Source organism: Pseudomonas sp. EZ-C24 (assembly GCF_014525325.1).
GTDB classification, from domain to species: Bacteria; Pseudomonadota; Gammaproteobacteria; order Pseudomonadales; family Pseudomonadaceae; genus Aquipseudomonas; species Aquipseudomonas shirazensis.
The window spans coordinates 22,049-37,570 of the sequence record NZ_JACDIU010000010.1 but is presented as its reverse complement, the minus strand read 5'-3'; the positions used below and the strand labels follow the sequence as shown (position 1 = coordinate 37,570).

Here is a 15,522-nt window from a genome sequence, read left to right as displayed (position 1 = left end):
CGCAGCAAGAAAGGACAAGAACCTGCCCAGCGCACTCACGTACACTCCCACCCTGCCCTGATTCTGGAGACCCCCGTGAGCCCCATCGCCCTCGCCCGCCTGCTGACCCTTGCCGCTGTCTGGGGGGCCAGTTTCCTGTTCATGCGCATCATCGCCCCGGAGCTCGGCACGGTACCGACGGCGTTTTTCCGGGTCTCGATCGCGTGCCTGGGCTTGATCGCGATCCTGACCGTGGCGCGGGTGCCATGGCAGTTCAACGGCAAGCTCGGCGCCTGCCTGCTGCTGGGCATGATCAACTCGGGCATCCCGGCGACGTTCTACTCGGTGGCCGCGCAGGTGCTGCCTGCGGGTTACTCGGCGATCTTCAACGCCACCACGCCGCTGATGGGCGTGCTGATCGGCGCGCTGTTCTTCCACGAGCCAATGACGGCCAGCAAGCTGGCGGGGATTTTTCTTGGCCTGCTCGGCGTCGGCATCCTCAGTGGCGCCGGCCCGGTGGCACTGGACCTGGCCCTGGTGCAAGGCGCGCTGGCGTGCCTGGCCGCGACCACCTGCTACGGCTTTGCCGGCTACCTCGCGCGGCGCTGGATCAGCGGCCTGGACAGCCGCCTGTCGGCCCTGGGCAGCATGCTCGGCGCAACCTTGCTGTTGAGCCCACTGTTCGCCTGGAGCGCCCTCAGCCAGCCACCTGCCAGTTGGGGCGGCTGGCAGGTGTGGTTGTCGTTGCTCGGGCTGGGCCTGCTATGCACGGCTTTTGCCTACATCCTGTACTTCCGCCTGCTGGCCGAGATCGGCCCGGTCAAGGCCAGTACCGTGACCTTCCTGATCCCGGTCTTCGGCGTGCTGTGGGGCGCCTGGTTGCTGGATGAGTCGCTGTCGATGGGCCACCTGTACGGCGGGCTGCTGATCGGCGTCGCGCTGTGGCTGGTACTCAGGCCTGCACCGCGCGCGCTGGCGCAGGCGCGCTCATGAGCACGGAGCACTCGCCGGTGTTCAAAAAGATCCTGTTCCGCCTGGAGCAGGATGCGCAAGGCTACCCTCCGGCTTCGGTGGAAGGCCTGTGGGCGCAGCAGACAGAGGCTGGCTACCTGATCGACAGCATCCCGTTCTACGCCTACGGCATCGCCCCCGGCGACCTGATCAGCGTCAGCGAAGCCGATGGCGAGGTGTGGTTTGCGGCGTTGAGCAACAGTGGCGGCGCCAGCGTGTTTCGCGTGCTGGTCAAGTTAGCTGGGGCGTTGGAGCCGGTGCGCGCAGCGCTGAGCGAGTTCGGTTGCCCCAGCGAAGTGGAGCAGGCGGTGAAGATGCTGGCGGTGCAGGTGCCGCCGACGCAGTCGCTCGACACCTTGCTCTATTACTTGCTGACCCAGCGCGAAGCTGGAACGCTGGAGTTCGAGGAAGGCGTGTTGCGCCACGCCATCCCCGCAGAGTTTCGCTGAGTCAGAACAACCAGCGATACAGCAGGTAAGCCACCAGTACGGCCAGGATCGGCCGCAGAATGCGGTAGGCCTTCGGGTTGGCGCGCTTGAACTGTTTGACCCGGGTGCTGAGCTTGTTGCTGAAGCGCTTGCTCCAGGCATAGGCCTGGTTGATCCCGCCGACGCGCTCGTCATCGGTGTTCTGCGGTGCAGTAGCACGGCCGAGGAAGGCACTGACCTTACGGTTGATGCGGGTCATCAGCGGGCTGGTCAGCGGCCGCTCGATGTCACAGAACAGGATCACCCGAGTGATGTCGGTCTCGTTCTTGACCCAGTGCACAAAGGTCTCGTCGAACATCACGTCTTCCCCGTCACGCCAGGCATACGGCTCGCCGTCGACGTAGATGCGGCAGTTGTCGGAGTTGGGTGTGGACAGCCCGAGGTGATAGCGCAACGAACCGGCGAACGGGTCGCGGTGTGGGTTCAGGTGGCTACCACCTGGCAGCAGGGCAAACATCGCGCCCTTGACGCTGGGGATGCTGCTGACCAGCTCGACGGTCTTCGGGCACAACGCCTCGGCGGACGGCAGCGGTTTGTCGTACCACTTCAGGTAAAAGCGCTTCCAGCCCTTCTTGAAGAAGGAGCCAAAGCCTGCGTCGTTGTCTTTTTCGGCGGCGCGGATGTAGCCCTCGTCGAACAGGCGCATGGCCTCTTCACGGATCACCGGCCAGTTGTCCTTGAGCACATCCAGCTCAGGGAAGCGCTGGCGATCCAGGTATGGCTTGGACGGCACGCCGGAGAACAGGTACATCAGGCTGTTGTAGGGGGCGAACAGCGCCGAATGGTTGACGAACTGGCGCAGCACGGGCAAGCGCGCCTTGCCGCGCAAATGGACGTACAGCACGCTGCCGAAGAACACCAGCAGGACACCCGCCTTGGCGACGAAGGAAAAGCTCATGCAACACTCCTTGGAGTAGGAAATCAGGCCATCACTTGCAGATAGCCGAACATCATAAACCCATCCGCCCGCAGTAAAAACAGGTTGCGCCGGATAGCAATGTTGAAGATTTTGTAATAAAGGCTTTCGCGGGGTATTGCGCGGGGTCAGGCAATTGCGCGGTACACGCCCTGCGCCGGGAATCCAAGGCGGCTCTCGGTTTGCTCAAGAGCCGCCATGACACAGGATTTTACTGCTGGTTTTCCTGCTCGGTAAACAGGTCAGAGAAAAGCATGCTCGACAGATAGCGCTCGCCCGAGTCGGGCAGGATCACCACAATGGTCTTGCCGGTCATCTCTGGTTTTTCGGCCAGGCGCACGGCCGCAGCCATCGCTGCACCACAGGAGATACCGCAGAGAATGCCCTCCTCCTGCATCAGGCGCAGGGCCATGGCCTTGGCTTCGTCATCGCTGACCGTCTCGACCTGGTCGACAATCGACAGATCAAGGTTCTTCGGGATGAACCCGGCGCCAATGCCCTGAATCTTGTGCGGGCTGGGCTTGAGCTCCTGGCCGGCCAGCGCCTGGGTGATCAGGGGCGAGGCCACCGGCTCGACCGCAACTGACAGGATCGGCTTGCCCTGGGTGTGCTTGATGTAACGGGAAATACCAGTGATGGTGCCGCCCGTGCCGACGCCTGCAACCAGCACGTCAACCGCGCCGTCGGTGTCGTTCCAGATTTCCGGGCCGGTGGTTTTTTCATGGATAGCCGGGTTGGCCGGATTGTCGAACTGGCCAGGCTGGAAATACATCTGCGGGTCCGAAGCAACGATTTCGTTGGCCTTGTCGATGGCGCCTTTCATGCCCAGCGCAGGCTCGGTCAGCACCAGCTCGGCGCCCAGCGCCTTGAGCACCTTGCGCCGCTCCAGGCTCATCGAAGCGGGCATGGTCAGCAGCAGCTTGTAGCCACGGGCGGCGGCAACGAAGGCCAGGCCGATACCGGTGTTGCCCGAAGTCGGCTCGACCAGGGTCATGCCCGGTTTGAGTTTGCCACTGCCTTCGGCGTCCCAGACCATGTTCGCGCCGATCCGGCATTTGACCGAGTAGCCGGGGTTGCGCCCCTCGATCTTGGCCAGGATGGTCACCCCGCGCGGGGCGATGCGGTTGATCTGCACCAGCGGCGTGTTGCCGATGGAATGGGCGTTGTCTGCGTAGATACGGCTCATTGGCAGGGTCCTTAACCGAGCGGGGAAAGCCTCAAGGGTAAGCCTGCCCGCCAGCAGCGTAAAGCCCGGTCGAACTCCCCGGCGATGCCTGCGGTCAACCGCTCAACCTGCTTTGGAGAGCCCTCATGACAGCCCGCTATCGCCGGCCACTGGTCGCCCTGGTCAGCCTGCTTGTGATACTGCTTGCCGTGCACCTGGCCCTGCCCTACCTGATGCGCGACTACTTGAACGAAAAACTGGCCGACATGGGTGATTACCGCGGCCAGGTCAGCGACGTCGACCTGGCATGGTGGCGCGGCGCCTACCAGATCAACGGCCTTAAGATCGTCAAGACCACTGGCAAGGTACCGGTGCCGTTTGTCGATGCGCCGAAAGTCGACTTTTCGGTGAGCTGGCATTCGCTGTGGTACGACCACGCAGTGGTGGCCGAGGTGACCTTCCTGCGCCCGGAGCTTAACTTCGTCGACGGTGGCAACAAGCAGAACTCGCAGACCGGTCAAGGCACCGACTGGCGCCAGCAGCTGGAAAAACTGCTGCCGATCACCCTCAACGAAGTGCGCATCGATGACGGTACGCTGACCTTCCGCAACTTCAACTCCAAGCCGCCGGTAACGCTCAAGGCCACGCAGTTGAAGGCGAGCATCCGCAACCTGACCAATGTGCGCGATGCCGAGGGCCGCCGCGACGCCAGCTTCGAAGGCACCGCGCGCCTGCTCGGCGATGCCAAGGTCGAGAGCAAGGCGACCTTTGACCCGTTCAGCGACTTCGATGATTTCGAGTTCCGCCTGCGCGCTACTGGCATTGAACTGCGCAAGATGAATGACTTCGCCAGTGCCTATGGCAAGTTCGACTTCAATGCCGGCAATGGCGACGTGGTGATCGAGGCTCAGGCCGAAAAAGGCCGACTAAAGGGCTACATCAAACCGCTGCTGCGCAATGTGGAAGTATTCAACTGGCAGCAAGACGTCGAGAACAAAGACAAAAGCTTTTTCCGTTCGATCTGGGAAGCGGTGGTCGGCACTACCGAAACCGTGCTGAAAAACCAGCCGGAAAACCAGTTCGCCACCCGCGTCGAGCTCAGCGGCAGTGTGCATCAGCAGAACATCAATGGCTTCGAGGCGTTTCTGCAGATCCTGCGCAATGGCTTCATCCAGGCGTTCAGTGCGCGCTATGAAAGGCCCGCGCCTGACACTGAATGAAAGGCGGCGCGACGCACCATTCAGAGACTGAATACCCGGTCTGCGTTTGCAGCTGCCCAGGTGCGGCGTATAGTCCAGTACACATTTAGATAGCCTTGCCTGGGCCGGCCCAGACACTTGCAGAGGATTGGTTGATGAAGTTCGAAGGCACCCGCGACTACGTCGCCACCGATGATCTGAAACTGGCGGTCAATGCGGCAGTTACCCTCGAACGCCCGCTACTGATCAAAGGCGAGCCCGGCACCGGCAAGACCATGCTCGCCGAGCAACTGGCGGCATCGTTTGGCGCGAAGCTGATCACCTGGCACATCAAATCCACCACCAAAGCCCATCAAGGCCTCTACGAGTACGATGCGGTCAGCCGCCTGCGCGACTCGCAGCTGGGTGTGGACAAGGTCCACGATGTGCGGAACTACCTTAAAAAGGGCAAGTTGTGGGAAGCCTTCGAGGCTGAAGAGCGGGTCATTCTGCTGATCGACGAGATCGACAAGGCCGACATCGAGTTTCCCAATGACCTGCTGCAAGAACTCGACAAGATGGAGTTCTACGTCTACGAAATCGACGAGACCATCAAGGCCAAGCAGCGCCCGATCATCATCATTACCTCCAACAACGAAAAAGAGCTGCCGGATGCGTTTCTGCGCCGCTGCTTCTTCCACTACATCGCCTTCCCTGATCGCGACACCTTGCAGAAGATCGTCGATGTGCACTACCCGAACATCAAGCAGTCGCTGGTCAGCGAGGCGCTGGATGTGTTCTTCGATGTGCGCAAGGTACCGGGCCTGAAGAAAAAACCCTCGACCTCCGAGCTGGTCGATTGGCTCAAGCTGCTGATGGCCGACAATATCGGCGAAGCGGTCCTGCGCGAGCGTGATCCGACCAAGGCCATCCCGCCGCTGGCCGGCGCCTTGGTCAAGAACGAGCAGGACGTGCAGTTGCTCGAGCGCCTGGCGTTCATGAGCCGGCGCGGTAATCGCTGACAGGAGCCAGTCATGCTGCTCAACCTGTTCAACGAAATGCGCGCGGCCAAGGTGCCGGTGTCGGTGCGTGAACTGCTCGACCTGCTCAATGCCCTGCAGCAGCGGGTGGTATTCGCCGACATGGACGAGTTCTACTTTCTGGCGCGGACCATTCTGGTCAAGGATGAACGCCACTTCGACAAGTTCGACCGGGCTTTTTCAGCGTACTTCCAAGGCCTGGAAAACCTCGACCGGCACCTTGAGGCGCTGATCCCTGAAGACTGGCTACGCAAGGAGTTCGAGCGTTCGCTGACCGATGAGGAACGCGCGCAGATCCAGTCGTTGGGCGGTTTGGACAAGCTCATCGAAGAATTCAAGAAACGCCTCGAAGAACAGAAAAAACGCCATGCCGGTGGCAACAAGTGGATCGGCACCGGCGGCACCAGCCCGTTCGGCTCCGGCGGCTACAACCCTGAAGGCATTCGCGTTGGCGACGCCGGCGAGCGCCGCGGCAAGGCGGTCAAGGTCTGGGAGCAGCGCGAGTACAGGAACCTCGATGATCAGGTCGAGTTGGGCACGCGCAACATCAAGCTGGCCCTGCGCCGCCTGCGCAAGTTCGCTCGCCAGGGCGCGGCCGAAGAGCTCGACATCGACGGCACCATCGACCACACCGCCCGCGATGCCGGCCTGCTCAATATCCAGATGCGCCCGGAGCGGCGCAATACGGTGAAGCTGCTATTGCTGTTTGACATAGGCGGCTCGATGGATGCCCACGTGCGCATTTGCGAGGAGTTGTTTTCAGCGTGCAAGACCGAGTTCAAGCACCTGGAGTATTACTACTTCCATAACTGCGTGTATGAGTCGGTGTGGAAGAACAACCTGCGGCGCAACGCCGAGCGCTTCGCCACCTTCGACCTGCTGCACAAGTACGGCGATGATTACAAGGTGGTGTTCGTCGGCGACGCGGCCATGGCGCCGTATGAAATTACCCAGCCCGGCGGCAGTGTCGAGCACTGGAACGAGGAAGCCGGGTATGTCTGGGTGCGGCGGATCAAGGAAAAATTCAAGAAGGTGGTGTGGATCAATCCGTACCCCAAACAGGCCTGGGAGCACACCACGTCGACTCACCTGATCCGCGAGCTGATCGAAGACAAGATGTACCCGCTGACCTTGCACGGCCTGGAAGACGCCATGAAGTACCTGGCCAAGTAACCCCGGCCGTTCAGATCAGCCCCAGCGTTGCAGGTAAGCCTGCTGCTCCTGCCAGGCGAACTCCTGCAGCACCGCCCTGAAGCGCAGCTGCCCCCCCGGCAGGCACTGGGCCAACTGGGCCAGCGCCAAGGGCGTCAATGCACCCAGCCGCGGGTAGCCGCCAATGGTCTGCCGGTCATTTAACAACACGATTGGCTGGCCATCCGGTGGCACCTGCACGGCGCCCAGAGGGATACCCTCCGAGATCATCGGCTCGCCTTGGTACACCAGTTGCGGCCCGAGCAGGCGCATGCCCATGCGGTCGGCGCGGCTGTCCAGGGTCCAGTCCCGGTTGAACGCCTCGAACAGGCTGGTGCCGCTGAACTGCCCCAGTTGTGCGCCCATTACCAGATCCAGCGCAGGCTTGGCGGCGTACACCGGCCTTGATTGTGCTGGCACCTCGCGCTCGGCCGGCAGGCCCTCGGCGCATGCCAGCAACTGCCCCTTGATCAGCGCCGAACCTTGGCCATCAAGCCCGCCCAGCTGTTCGCGTACCACCGTGGCGCAACTGCCCATTACCGCCTCGGCCTGAAAACCACCAAGCGCAGCCAGATAAGCACGAGCACCGTGCAGAGGCTGGGTAAAGCTCAGCCGCTGCCCCGCACGCAGATGAAAACTGCGCCAGGGCTTGAGCGGCTGGCCATCGATTCGTGCATCCAGATCAGCGCCCGCCAAGGCCAGGCAGCAGTCGCGCTGGGCGAGCACGCTGAAACCACCCAAGGGAATTTCCACCACCGGCGCCTGCAAGGCGTTATCCAGCAGCCAGTTGGCCCAGTGCAGCGCCACCCAATCCAGCGCCCCGCCCTGGGTCACGCCGAGATGGCGCACGCCAAAGCGCCCGCCATCCTGCAGCTGACACAGCGGCGTGCTGGCCTCGATCAACAGACTCATGCCTGACCCTCCAGCGGGCTGTCGTCGCCACCCAGGCTGATGAATTCGGCGTGGTCCACCGCGACGAAACGCACACGGTCACCCGGCTGCAACAAGCTGTAGCCCTCGCGCTCGCGGTCAAACAAACGTACCGGCGTGCGCCCGATGAGGTTCCAGCCGCCCGGCGACACTGCTGGGTAGGCCGCCGTCTGGCGCTCGGCAATGCCGACGCTGCCAGCGGCCACGCGCTTGCGCGGAGTGCTCAGCCGTGGCGTGGCCAGGCGTTCATCGACCAGCCCCATGAAGCCGAACCCTGGGGCAAAGCCAAGGGCAAATACCGGGTATTCACGCTCACTGTGCAGGCGCACCACATCGGCCTCGGACAGCCCACTGCGCGCTGCCAGCAATGGCAACTCGGGGCCGACACTGGGGTCATACCACACGGCAATTTCGTGCTTGCGCCCCGCCGCGCCTGCATCCGGCTGCAGATTTTGCAGCGCTTCGATAATCAGCCCTCGCGCCGCAGTCGGTGACTGCCGAAACTGCACCATCACGGTGGTATAGGACGGCACCAGGTCAACCAGATCGGCGCCCAGGGCACTGCTCAGGCGCTGGCTGGCAGCGAGGATCCACGGCATGTTGGCTTCATCTATGCGATCGAACAAGCGCACCATCAGGCTGTCGATGGCCACCGCCTCGATGCGCAGGTTCATGGCTGCACCAGTGCATCCAGGGCCTGGCGAATCTGCCGTACCGCCGCCAGCGAGCTGTCGTTGTCGCCGTGCACGCACAAAGTGCTGGCGTTCAGTCGCAGCGCGCTGCCGTCGTCTGCCAGCAACGTCTCGCCACGGGCCAGGCGCAGCGCCTGCTCGATGATCAACGCCGGCTCATGGTGCACTGCCCCCGGCAGCCGCCGCGACAGCAGGTGGCCGCTGGCCGTGTAGCCACGATCGGCAAATGCCTCGAACCACAAGGTGACACCCAGCTCCTCGCCCAGCTGCTGCGCCGCACGGTCATCAGCAGTAGCCATCAGCATCAGCGGCAGGCTGCTGTCGTAGGCGGCTACGGCTTCGAGCACAGCGCGCAACTTCACTGGGTCGGCCATCATGTCGTTGTACAACGCGCCGTGCGGTTTGACGTAGGCCACACGCCCGCCCTGGACCTTGCAGATGCCGTCCAGTGCACCGATCTGGTAGTGCAACAGATCACGGATTTCTTCATTGCTGCAGGCCATCGAGCGACGACCAAAGCCGACCAGATCCGGATAGGCCGGATGCGCGCCAATGGTCACACCATGCTGCAGGGCCAGGGCCACGGTGCGGCGCATGATGCTCGGGTCGCCCGCGTGATAACCACAGGCGATATTGGCGCAGTCGATGTAGGGCATGACCTCGGCATCCAGACCCATGCGCCAGTTGCCGTAACTTTCACCCATGTCGCAGTTGAGAAGCAGGGTTTGCATCTGGCGGACTCCTGAATCGACTAGAACAGAGTACGGCGGCGCCGAGGCGGCCAGCCGGCTTAGCGCCAGCTTTCCTTGACCACCTCGCGCCGCCCGCCAAGGATGACCCAGCCCAGCAGCACCAGCACGCTTTCGACCACGAACGCCAGCACAAAGCCTGCGCTCAGGCCCCAGCCGATGGCTTCGGGCACCAGCAGAATCTGGTAGCTGTAGCTGTTCAAGGTCTCTTCGCGCAATTGCGGGTCAGCCTGCGCCAGCACGTGCCAGCTCTGGCTCAGCCACGAGCCCTGCATGGCCTGCCACTCGTTTTCCAGTAACTGGTTGCGGACCAGCAGGCTCTCGATGCTGTTGGCATCGCTGATGAATACCGGATCCTCGCTGGTGCGGTAATGCTGCAGCAGCGCTTGCAGGTCGCCTTTGAAGAAGCGCTGGGCGGTTTCCTGGAAGCCGGACAAGGCCTCGCGCGACTCGAGCACACGGGCCTCGACGCGCTGGCCGTAATCCTTGACCAGGCCAGGGACCTGAATGCCCGCCAGCAGGCCGCAGGTGAACAACAGCAACCGCAGATAACTTCTGAACATGCCGCGTCCTTAGCTTTGCCCGTGGGCGATACATTCGCCATGCCGCCACAACGCCCATTGTCCGGGTTCGTAGCGGTTCCAGGTTTCGTTCTCGGTCAGGGCCTCGGTGGCGATCACCGTGACCACATCATTGGGCGTGGTTTCGGCCTGGAAGTCGACGATCATGTCGACGTCCTTGAGCCGGGCCGGGCCAAACGGCGCGCGGCGGGTAATGTGCACCAGCTTGGTCGAGCAGAAGCAGAACAGCCAGTCGCCGTTGCTCAGCAGGCAGTTGAACACGCCCTTGCTGCGGTGCTCGGCGCAGGCCTCGACCAGCACCGGCAGCAGTTGCTCGACCTCGACCGGCTCGGGGAAGGCATCGCGCACGCGGTTGAGCAGGTCGCAGAAGGCCGCTTCGCTGTCGGTATCACCGACCGGCCGGTAGAAGGTGCGCTGGCCGCTGAACTGCGGCAGCTGGCCGTTGTGTGCGAAGCACCAGTTATGCCCCCACAACTCACGCACGAACGGGTGGGTGTTGCTCAGGCAGACCTTGCCGACGTTGGCCTGGCGGATGTGGCCGATCACCACTTCGCTCTTGATCGGGTAGCGCTGCACCAGCTTGGCGACTTCCGACTCGCTGCTCGCTGCCGGGTCCTGAAACACGCGCAGGCCGCGCCCTTCGTAAAAGCCGATGCCCCAGCCATCGCGGTGCGGCCCGGTGCGGCCGCCGCGCTGCATCAGCCCGGAAAAACTGAAAACGATATCAGTGGGGACGTTGGCACTCATGCCGAGCAGTTCGCACATGCCTTGCAGCTCCCCTCAGAGACGTGGCTCGACCCGGCCACGGCCAGGCGCGGCCGGTGCCGGCGGATCATTGCGGTAACGGTCGTGGCGATCGGCGGCAACCGGCGCCTCGACCAGCACTTCGCTGTCTTCTGCGGCTTGCCGCCTGGCAGCTGCATCAGCTTGCTCGCGGCGCTCACGGGCGCGTTTTTCCAGCGGCCAGCGCAACAGCACGAACAACAGATACAAAGCAAAGGCGATCATGCCGTACATGGCCAGATCGGACGCCGCGCGCCAGGCGTTGTTGCCAACCTTGAAGGCGATATCCAGCGCGCTGATGGCAATGGCCGGGGCGAAGCTTTCCTTGACCGGGTCGACAATCGTCGGCGTCAGCAGCAGCACCGCAACCAGCACCCGCAGCGGTTCGCGCAGCCAGCGCCACATCCAGCCAGTCAGCTTGAAGGTCACCAGCAGGCAGCCGATGGCGGCCACCGCATACAGGCCCCAGGCAAGGGTATAGTCGTTCTCGGTCATGGTGTTCGTGCAAGCCAGGCGAAGAGATGCCTATGATAAACACTTTTAGGCACAGGTGCCTGTCTGCCCGTGATCACCGGTGCCACTGTCGCCCGGCCCTATTCGCTTTCGCCAGAGACCATACATGCCCGCTATTACTGCCCCGATCGCCCAGCAAGCCCCCGGTAACGACCCTTACGCCTGGCTGCAGCAGCGCGACAGCGCCGAAGTGCTCGCCTACCTGCAGGCCGAAAACGCTTATCAGGAGGCCTGCCTGGCCGATCAGGCGCCGTTGCGCGAGAAGCTGTTCGAGGAAATCAAAGGGCGCATTCTGGAAACCGACCTGTCGCTGCCCTCGCCGTGGGGGCCATGGCTGTACTACACCCGCACCACTGCTAGCGATGAGTACCCGCGCCACTACCGCTGCCCACGCCCGGCAGATGATTCCAACACAGTCGACGCCAGCGCCGAACAGCTGTTGCTTGACCCGAACGAGCTGGCGGCCGGCGGCTTCCTGTCGCTTGGCGCGTTCAATGTAAGCCCCGACCACCAGCTGCTGGCCTACAGCCTCGACACCAATGGCGAAGAAACCTACACGCTGTATGTCAAGGACCTGGCCACTGGCGCCATCACCACCCTGCCCTTCGAGGACTGCGACGGCAGCATGACCTGGGCCAACGACAGCCGCACGCTGTTCTTCGCCGAACTCGACGACACCCATCGCCCCTGCCGCCTGCGCCGGTTCAGCCTGGGCGAGGCTGATGCGCATACGGTGTTCGAAGAAGACGACGGGCGCTTCTTTCTGCACTGCTACCGAGCCAGCTCCGAGCGCCAGCTGATCCTGCTGCTCAACAGCAAGACCACCAGCGAAGCCTGGGTGCTGGATGCCGAGACGCCGTTGGCCGAGTTCACCTGCCTGGCTGCACGCGAAGAAGGCCATGAATACTTCCCCGATCACGGCCAGCTCGATGGCGACTGGCGCTGGTTTATCCGCAGCAACCAGGACGGTATCAACTTCGCCCTGTACCAGGCGCCCTCTGCGGCAGTCCCCAGCCGTGCACAGTGGCAGGTGCTGGTAGCCCACCGCGACAACATCATGCTCGAAGGCCTCAGCCTGAATGCCAGTGCCTTGGCGCTGAGCCTGCGTGAAGGCGGCCTGCCCATCATTGAAGTACGCCCGCAAGGCCAGGCGCCTTACCGCGTCGAGCTGCCGGATGCGGCCTACAGCCTGTACGTGCAAGACAGCCTGGAATTTGCCAGCACGCGCATCCGCCTGCGCTACGAGGCACTCAATCGCCCGGCCCAGGTGCGCCAGCTGGAACTGGCCAACGGCGCGCAGTCAGTGCTCAAGCAGACCCCGGTGCTCGGTGCCTTTGACGCCGACGCCTATGTCAGCGAACGCCTGTGGGCCACTGCCAACGACGGCACCCAAGTCCCGATCAGCCTGGTACGCCGCCGCGACGACGTCGGCAAGACGGTGCCACTCTATCTGTATGGCTACGGCGCCTATGGCGAAAGCCTCGACCCGTGGTTCTCCCATGCGCGGCTGAGCCTGCTCGAGCGCGGCGTGGCCTTTGCCATTGCCCATGTGCGCGGCGGCGGCGAGCTGGGTGAGGCCTGGTACCGCGCTGGCAAGCAAGAACACAAGCAGAACACCTTTGACGACTTCATCGCCTGCGCCGAGCACCTGATCGCAACCGGTGTCAGCCGCCCGGAACAACTGGCGATCAGCGGCGGCAGCGCCGGTGGATTGCTGATCGGCGCGGTGCTCAACCTGCGCCCGCAGCTGTTCCGCTCCGCGATTGCCGAGGTGCCGTTCGTCGATGTGCTCAACACCATGCTCGACCCTGAACTGCCGCTGACCGTGACCGAGTACGACGAGTGGGGCAACCCTGAACAACCCGAGGTGCATGCAAGAATCAAGGCTTACGCGCCCTATGAAAACGTCAAGGCTCAGGCCTACCCGGCGATGCTGGTAGTGGCCGGCTACAACGACAGCCGTGTGCAGTATTGGGAAGCAGCCAAGTGGGTAGCACGCCTGCGCACGCTCAAGACCGATAACAACCTGCTGCTACTCAAGACCGAGATGGGTGCAGGCCATGGTGGCATGAGCGGCCGCTATCAGGGGCTGCGCGATGTGGCGCTGGAATATGCGTTCGTACTCAATGAGCTCGGCGTGGTGTAAACCGGCTTTGCTGTTGTCCTATGCACAACCGTGAACAATCTTGCGTGGCCGCGTGATCAACGCTGCCACGCCAAGCGCAGAAGACCAGACCATGTCCGACCATTCCCACCTCAATGCCGAAATCCGCGACATGCTCATGGACTGCGGCCTGTTCGACACCTTGCAGGCCAGCGAATTTGCTGCCGCTGCCGGCTATTTCAGCCTGAGCAACATGAGCGCCGGCGAGACTATCTTTGCCGAGGGCGACGCCGGCACGTTCATGTGCATTCTGCACCGCGGCCAGGTTTCGGTGCGCAAGACCGACAGCAGTGGCCAGGCCGTCGAAATCGCCGTATTGCGCCGTGGCGCCTTTGGCGAAATGGCGGTGCTCGACGGCGAGCGGCGCTCGGCCAGTTGCGTGGCCGCCAGCGAATGCCAGCTGCTGACGCTGGGCAAGGATTCGCTGGAGAAGATGCTCAACGAAGCGCCGCGGATTGCTGCGCGGATCATTCGCGCACTCGCCGTGGCGCTGTCCAAACGCCTGCGCATGCAGGACGGCCAGCGCCTGGCGCAGGTCTAGTCGTCTTTGCCCTGCGGCCTGGGCGCGTCCTGCTGCAAGCCGGGCAGCGGCTCGTCCCGGCGCGGGCTAGGCAGCGGCATCGGTGGCAACAGCGGCCCACCGGGTTGATTGTCGTAGGCTTTGGGTGGCGCGCTCGGGGTGATCTGCGGATACGGCGTGGGCGTGGCGGTACCCGGAGCACCGGGCACCGGCGTACTAATGCGTGGCTGTTGCCCGGCAGCGTCAGCCAGCGGCGCGGCGAGCAGGATCAGTACGCTGAGGATCGCGTGGAGCATCGGCAACCTCCTGTCGAAAATTCATCTACAGGCTACGCCCATCTGCGGGTTTTTGCCTGTCCGCCTGGCCTGTAACCACGCTAGACTCAACGCCATAACCGTCATCAGCCTGATTACAAGAAAGGTCACACCATGAGTTCCACCCTCTCCGCCACCGCCCGCCTGGACCGCATCATCGCCGACGCCAAGCGCGACAAGGAAATGGGCTACCGCGACAAGGCCCTGAAGATGTACCCGCACGTCTGCGGCCGCTGCGCCCGTGAGTTCGCCGGCAAGCGCCTGAGCGAACTGACCGTGCACCACCGCGACCACAACCACGACAACAACCCCCAGGACGGCTCCAACTGGGAGCTGTTGTGCCTGTACTGCCACGACAACGAGCACTCGCGCTACACCGATCAGCAGTACTTCAGCGAAGGCTCGACGGCCACCCCGAGCATCGCCAAGGCTACCCACAACCCGTTCGCCGGGCTGGCCGGTCTGCTCAAGAAAGACTGAGCCCACAGCGGTCGGGCAACCCCGTATAATCGCGTCTTTTTTTGCGAAGGGCCCCGGCACGTGGCGAACAAACGGTACAGTTGCATCGGGCTGTTCAACCCCAAGTCTGCAGAGAACGTCGGTTCGGTGATGCGCGCTGCGGGTTGTTACGGCGTCAGTTCGGTGTTCTACACCGGCAAGCGGTATGAGCGCGCGCGTGATTTCGTCACCGACACCAAGCGGGTGCATTACGACATTCCGCTGATCGGCATCGACGACCTGCAACGCATCATCCCGCTGGGCTGCACGCCGGTGGCGGTGGAGCTGGTCGACGGCGCCCGCCCCCTGCCTGAATACACCCACCCTGATCGCGCCATCTATATCTTCGGCCCGGAAGACGGCAGCCTCGACGAAAACGTGCGCGCCTGGTGCGAAGAAACCATCTATATCCCCACCGAAGGCTGCATGAACCTTGCGGCAACCGTCAACGTGGTGCTTTACGACCGCCTGGCCAAGGGCCTGAACACCCGCTCGGGGCCTAAATTCAAGTAACAGGCAGGCCGCTGGGCATATGAAATGAACGGCGCGACAACCGCCAGGGTCAGTTATTTACCAACCTACCTGGAGGCTCTGCTCATGCTTGATCTAGATTCCAATGCCCATACCGAGGAAAAGAACGTGCATGGCTGGGAACGCGCCAGTTCCTTGGCCGGTGGCGCCCTGATGATCAGCAAAGGTATGCGCCATGGCGGCGTGATCGGCCTGCTGCAGGTTGCCGTTGGCGGCCTGGCGCTGGCACGCGGGGTCAAGGGCCGTTGTGCGACCAAGGCCTGGTGGCTGCGTCATCGT

At 63.1% G+C, this 15,522-nt stretch carries 18 protein-coding genes and 1 pseudogene; 10 read left to right on the top strand and 9 right to left on the bottom strand.

The features are described 5' to 3' along the window. The first annotated feature begins 75 nt into the window (after nucleotides 1-75). Together IDM28_RS06340 and IDM28_RS06335 are read left to right on the top strand one after the other, a co-directional pair. On the top strand, nucleotides 76-972 hold the full coding sequence (locus IDM28_RS06340; RefSeq protein ID WP_188035573.1) for a DMT family transporter: 897 nt from the start codon (nucleotides 76-78) through the stop codon (nucleotides 970-972). Continuing rightward, complete coding sequence (locus IDM28_RS06335) at nucleotides 969-1,439, top strand: DUF4265 domain-containing protein (protein ID WP_101317523.1); 471 nt, start codon at nucleotides 969-971, stop codon at nucleotides 1,437-1,439. Before IDM28_RS06340 ends, IDM28_RS06335 begins: the two co-directional genes overlap by 4 nt. A 1-nt stretch (nucleotide 1,440) precedes the next feature. Here the strand turns inward: IDM28_RS06335 and IDM28_RS06330 are convergent, their stop codons facing one another. After that, a complete protein-coding gene (locus IDM28_RS06330; RefSeq protein WP_188035572.1) occupies nucleotides 1,441-2,376 on the bottom strand; it encodes an aspartyl/asparaginyl beta-hydroxylase domain-containing protein in 936 nt (311 codons plus the stop codon). 229 nt (nucleotides 2,377-2,605) lie between these two features. Further along, entirely contained in the window at nucleotides 2,606-3,580 is a 975-nt protein-coding gene (gene cysK, locus IDM28_RS06325; protein WP_103436487.1) for a cysteine synthase A, read from the bottom strand. Between the two features lie 125 nt (nucleotides 3,581-3,705). Between cysK and IDM28_RS06320 the strand changes: the two genes are divergently transcribed. From IDM28_RS06320 to IDM28_RS06310, 3 genes are all read left to right on the top strand, one after another. Further along, entirely contained in the window at nucleotides 3,706-4,779 is a 1,074-nt protein-coding gene (locus IDM28_RS06320; RefSeq protein ID WP_188035571.1) for a DUF748 domain-containing protein, read from the top strand. A 134-nt stretch (nucleotides 4,780-4,913) separates the two neighbouring features. Next, complete coding sequence (locus IDM28_RS06315; RefSeq protein ID WP_101317515.1) at nucleotides 4,914-5,759, top strand: AAA family ATPase; 846 nt, start codon at nucleotides 4,914-4,916, stop codon at nucleotides 5,757-5,759. 12 nt (nucleotides 5,760-5,771) lie between these two features. Beyond that, on the top strand, nucleotides 5,772-6,950 hold the full coding sequence (locus IDM28_RS06310) for a vWA domain-containing protein (protein WP_150571489.1): 1,179 nt from the start codon (nucleotides 5,772-5,774) through the stop codon (nucleotides 6,948-6,950). A 15-nt stretch (nucleotides 6,951-6,965) separates the two neighbouring features. Here IDM28_RS06310 and IDM28_RS06305 read toward each other — a convergent pair whose 3' ends face one another. The 6 genes from IDM28_RS06305 to IDM28_RS06280 are packed head-to-tail and all read right to left on the bottom strand — an operon-like array spanning nucleotide 6,966 to nucleotide 11,198. Continuing rightward, nucleotides 6,966-7,880: a biotin-dependent carboxyltransferase family protein gene (locus tag IDM28_RS06305; protein ID WP_188035570.1), complete on the bottom strand. Its 915-nt coding sequence runs from the start codon at nucleotides 7,878-7,880 to the stop codon at nucleotides 6,966-6,968. Further along, nucleotides 7,877-8,572 carry a 5-oxoprolinase subunit PxpB gene (gene pxpB, locus IDM28_RS06300; protein WP_188035569.1) on the bottom strand — a complete coding sequence of 232 codons (696 nt, stop codon included), beginning with the start codon at nucleotides 8,570-8,572 and terminating at the stop codon, nucleotides 7,877-7,879. The genes IDM28_RS06305 and pxpB overlap by 4 nt, the downstream gene beginning before the upstream one ends. Beyond that, nucleotides 8,569-9,321 (bottom strand): 5-oxoprolinase subunit PxpA, encoded by a 753-nt coding sequence (locus tag IDM28_RS06295; protein ID WP_188035568.1) that lies wholly within the window; start codon nucleotides 9,319-9,321, stop codon nucleotides 8,569-8,571. Before IDM28_RS06295 ends, pxpB begins: the two co-directional genes overlap by 4 nt. 59 nt (nucleotides 9,322-9,380) lie before the next feature. Beyond that, on the bottom strand, nucleotides 9,381-9,902 hold the full coding sequence (locus IDM28_RS06290; RefSeq protein WP_188035567.1) for a DUF2937 family protein: 522 nt from the start codon (nucleotides 9,900-9,902) through the stop codon (nucleotides 9,381-9,383). A gap of 9 nt (nucleotides 9,903-9,911) precedes the next feature. Then, nucleotides 9,912-10,685, bottom strand: a complete 774-nt coding sequence (locus IDM28_RS06285) for a class II glutamine amidotransferase (protein ID WP_101317504.1) — start codon at nucleotides 10,683-10,685, stop codon at nucleotides 9,912-9,914. A 15-nt stretch (nucleotides 10,686-10,700) separates the two neighbouring features. Continuing rightward, nucleotides 10,701-11,198: an MFS transporter gene (locus tag IDM28_RS06280; RefSeq protein WP_181106042.1), complete on the bottom strand. Its 498-nt coding sequence runs from the start codon at nucleotides 11,196-11,198 to the stop codon at nucleotides 10,701-10,703. A 124-nt stretch (nucleotides 11,199-11,322) separates the two neighbouring features. Between IDM28_RS06280 and IDM28_RS06275 the strand changes: the two genes are divergently transcribed. Together IDM28_RS06275 and IDM28_RS06270 are read left to right on the top strand one after the other, a co-directional pair. Next, a complete protein-coding gene (locus tag IDM28_RS06275; protein WP_188035566.1) occupies nucleotides 11,323-13,362 on the top strand; it encodes a S9 family peptidase in 2,040 nt (679 codons plus the stop codon). Between the two features lie 91 nt (nucleotides 13,363-13,453). Next, entirely contained in the window at nucleotides 13,454-13,921 is a 468-nt protein-coding gene (locus IDM28_RS06270) for a cyclic nucleotide-binding domain-containing protein (RefSeq protein WP_101322960.1), read from the top strand. Here the strand turns inward: IDM28_RS06270 and IDM28_RS06265 are convergent. Then, nucleotides 13,918-14,196, bottom strand: a complete 279-nt coding sequence (locus IDM28_RS06265; protein ID WP_101317498.1) for a hypothetical protein — start codon at nucleotides 14,194-14,196, stop codon at nucleotides 13,918-13,920. The two genes, IDM28_RS06270 and IDM28_RS06265, sit on opposite strands and share 4 nt — an antisense overlap. A 132-nt stretch (nucleotides 14,197-14,328) precedes the next feature. On the opposite strand from IDM28_RS06265, the gene IDM28_RS06260 reads away from it, so the two are divergent. The 3 genes and pseudogenes from IDM28_RS06260 to IDM28_RS06250 all read left to right on the top strand — a co-directional run. Next, nucleotides 14,329-14,694 carry a YajD family HNH nuclease gene (locus tag IDM28_RS06260; RefSeq protein ID WP_101317496.1) on the top strand — a complete coding sequence of 122 codons (366 nt, stop codon included), beginning with the start codon at nucleotides 14,329-14,331 and terminating at the stop codon, nucleotides 14,692-14,694. A 60-nt stretch (nucleotides 14,695-14,754) separates the two neighbouring features. Continuing rightward, nucleotides 14,755-15,225 (top strand): RNA methyltransferase, encoded by a 471-nt coding sequence (locus tag IDM28_RS06255; protein WP_101317494.1) that lies wholly within the window; start codon nucleotides 14,755-14,757, stop codon nucleotides 15,223-15,225. Between the two features lie 84 nt (nucleotides 15,226-15,309). After that, nucleotides 15,310-15,522 (top strand): annotated as a pseudogene (locus IDM28_RS06250) (DUF2892 domain-containing protein); the annotation flags it as partial.

Excerpts from the sequence above, each read along its gene's own strand:
- IDM28_RS06335 (WP_101317523.1), top strand. The coding sequence starts at position 969 with ATGAGCACGGAGCACTCGCCGGTGTTCAAAAAGATCCTGTTCCGCCTG.
- IDM28_RS06330 (WP_188035572.1), bottom strand. The coding sequence starts at position 2,376 with ATGAGCTTTTCCTTCGTCGCCAAGGCGGGTGTCCTGCTGGTGTTCTTC.
- cysK (WP_103436487.1), bottom strand. The coding sequence starts at position 3,580 with ATGAGCCGTATCTACGCAGACAACGCCCATTCCATCGGCAACACGCCG.
- IDM28_RS06320 (WP_188035571.1), top strand. The coding sequence starts at position 3,706 with ATGACAGCCCGCTATCGCCGGCCACTGGTCGCCCTGGTCAGCCTGCTT.
- IDM28_RS06315 (WP_101317515.1), top strand. The coding sequence starts at position 4,914 with ATGAAGTTCGAAGGCACCCGCGACTACGTCGCCACCGATGATCTGAAA.
- IDM28_RS06310 (WP_150571489.1), top strand. The coding sequence starts at position 5,772 with ATGCTGCTCAACCTGTTCAACGAAATGCGCGCGGCCAAGGTGCCGGTG.
- IDM28_RS06305 (WP_188035570.1), bottom strand. The coding sequence starts at position 7,880 with ATGAGTCTGTTGATCGAGGCCAGCACGCCGCTGTGTCAGCTGCAGGAT.
- pxpB (WP_188035569.1), bottom strand. The coding sequence starts at position 8,572 with ATGAACCTGCGCATCGAGGCGGTGGCCATCGACAGCCTGATGGTGCGC.
- IDM28_RS06295 (WP_188035568.1), bottom strand. The coding sequence starts at position 9,321 with ATGCAAACCCTGCTTCTCAACTGCGACATGGGTGAAAGTTACGGCAAC.
- IDM28_RS06290 (WP_188035567.1), bottom strand. The coding sequence starts at position 9,902 with ATGTTCAGAAGTTATCTGCGGTTGCTGTTGTTCACCTGCGGCCTGCTG.
- IDM28_RS06285 (WP_101317504.1), bottom strand. The coding sequence starts at position 10,685 with ATGTGCGAACTGCTCGGCATGAGTGCCAACGTCCCCACTGATATCGTT.
- IDM28_RS06280 (WP_181106042.1), bottom strand. The coding sequence starts at position 11,198 with ATGACCGAGAACGACTATACCCTTGCCTGGGGCCTGTATGCGGTGGCC.
- IDM28_RS06275 (WP_188035566.1), top strand. The coding sequence starts at position 11,323 with ATGCCCGCTATTACTGCCCCGATCGCCCAGCAAGCCCCCGGTAACGAC.
- IDM28_RS06270 (WP_101322960.1), top strand. The coding sequence starts at position 13,454 with ATGTCCGACCATTCCCACCTCAATGCCGAAATCCGCGACATGCTCATG.
- IDM28_RS06265 (WP_101317498.1), bottom strand. The coding sequence starts at position 14,196 with ATGCTCCACGCGATCCTCAGCGTACTGATCCTGCTCGCCGCGCCGCTG.
- IDM28_RS06260 (WP_101317496.1), top strand. The coding sequence starts at position 14,329 with ATGAGTTCCACCCTCTCCGCCACCGCCCGCCTGGACCGCATCATCGCC.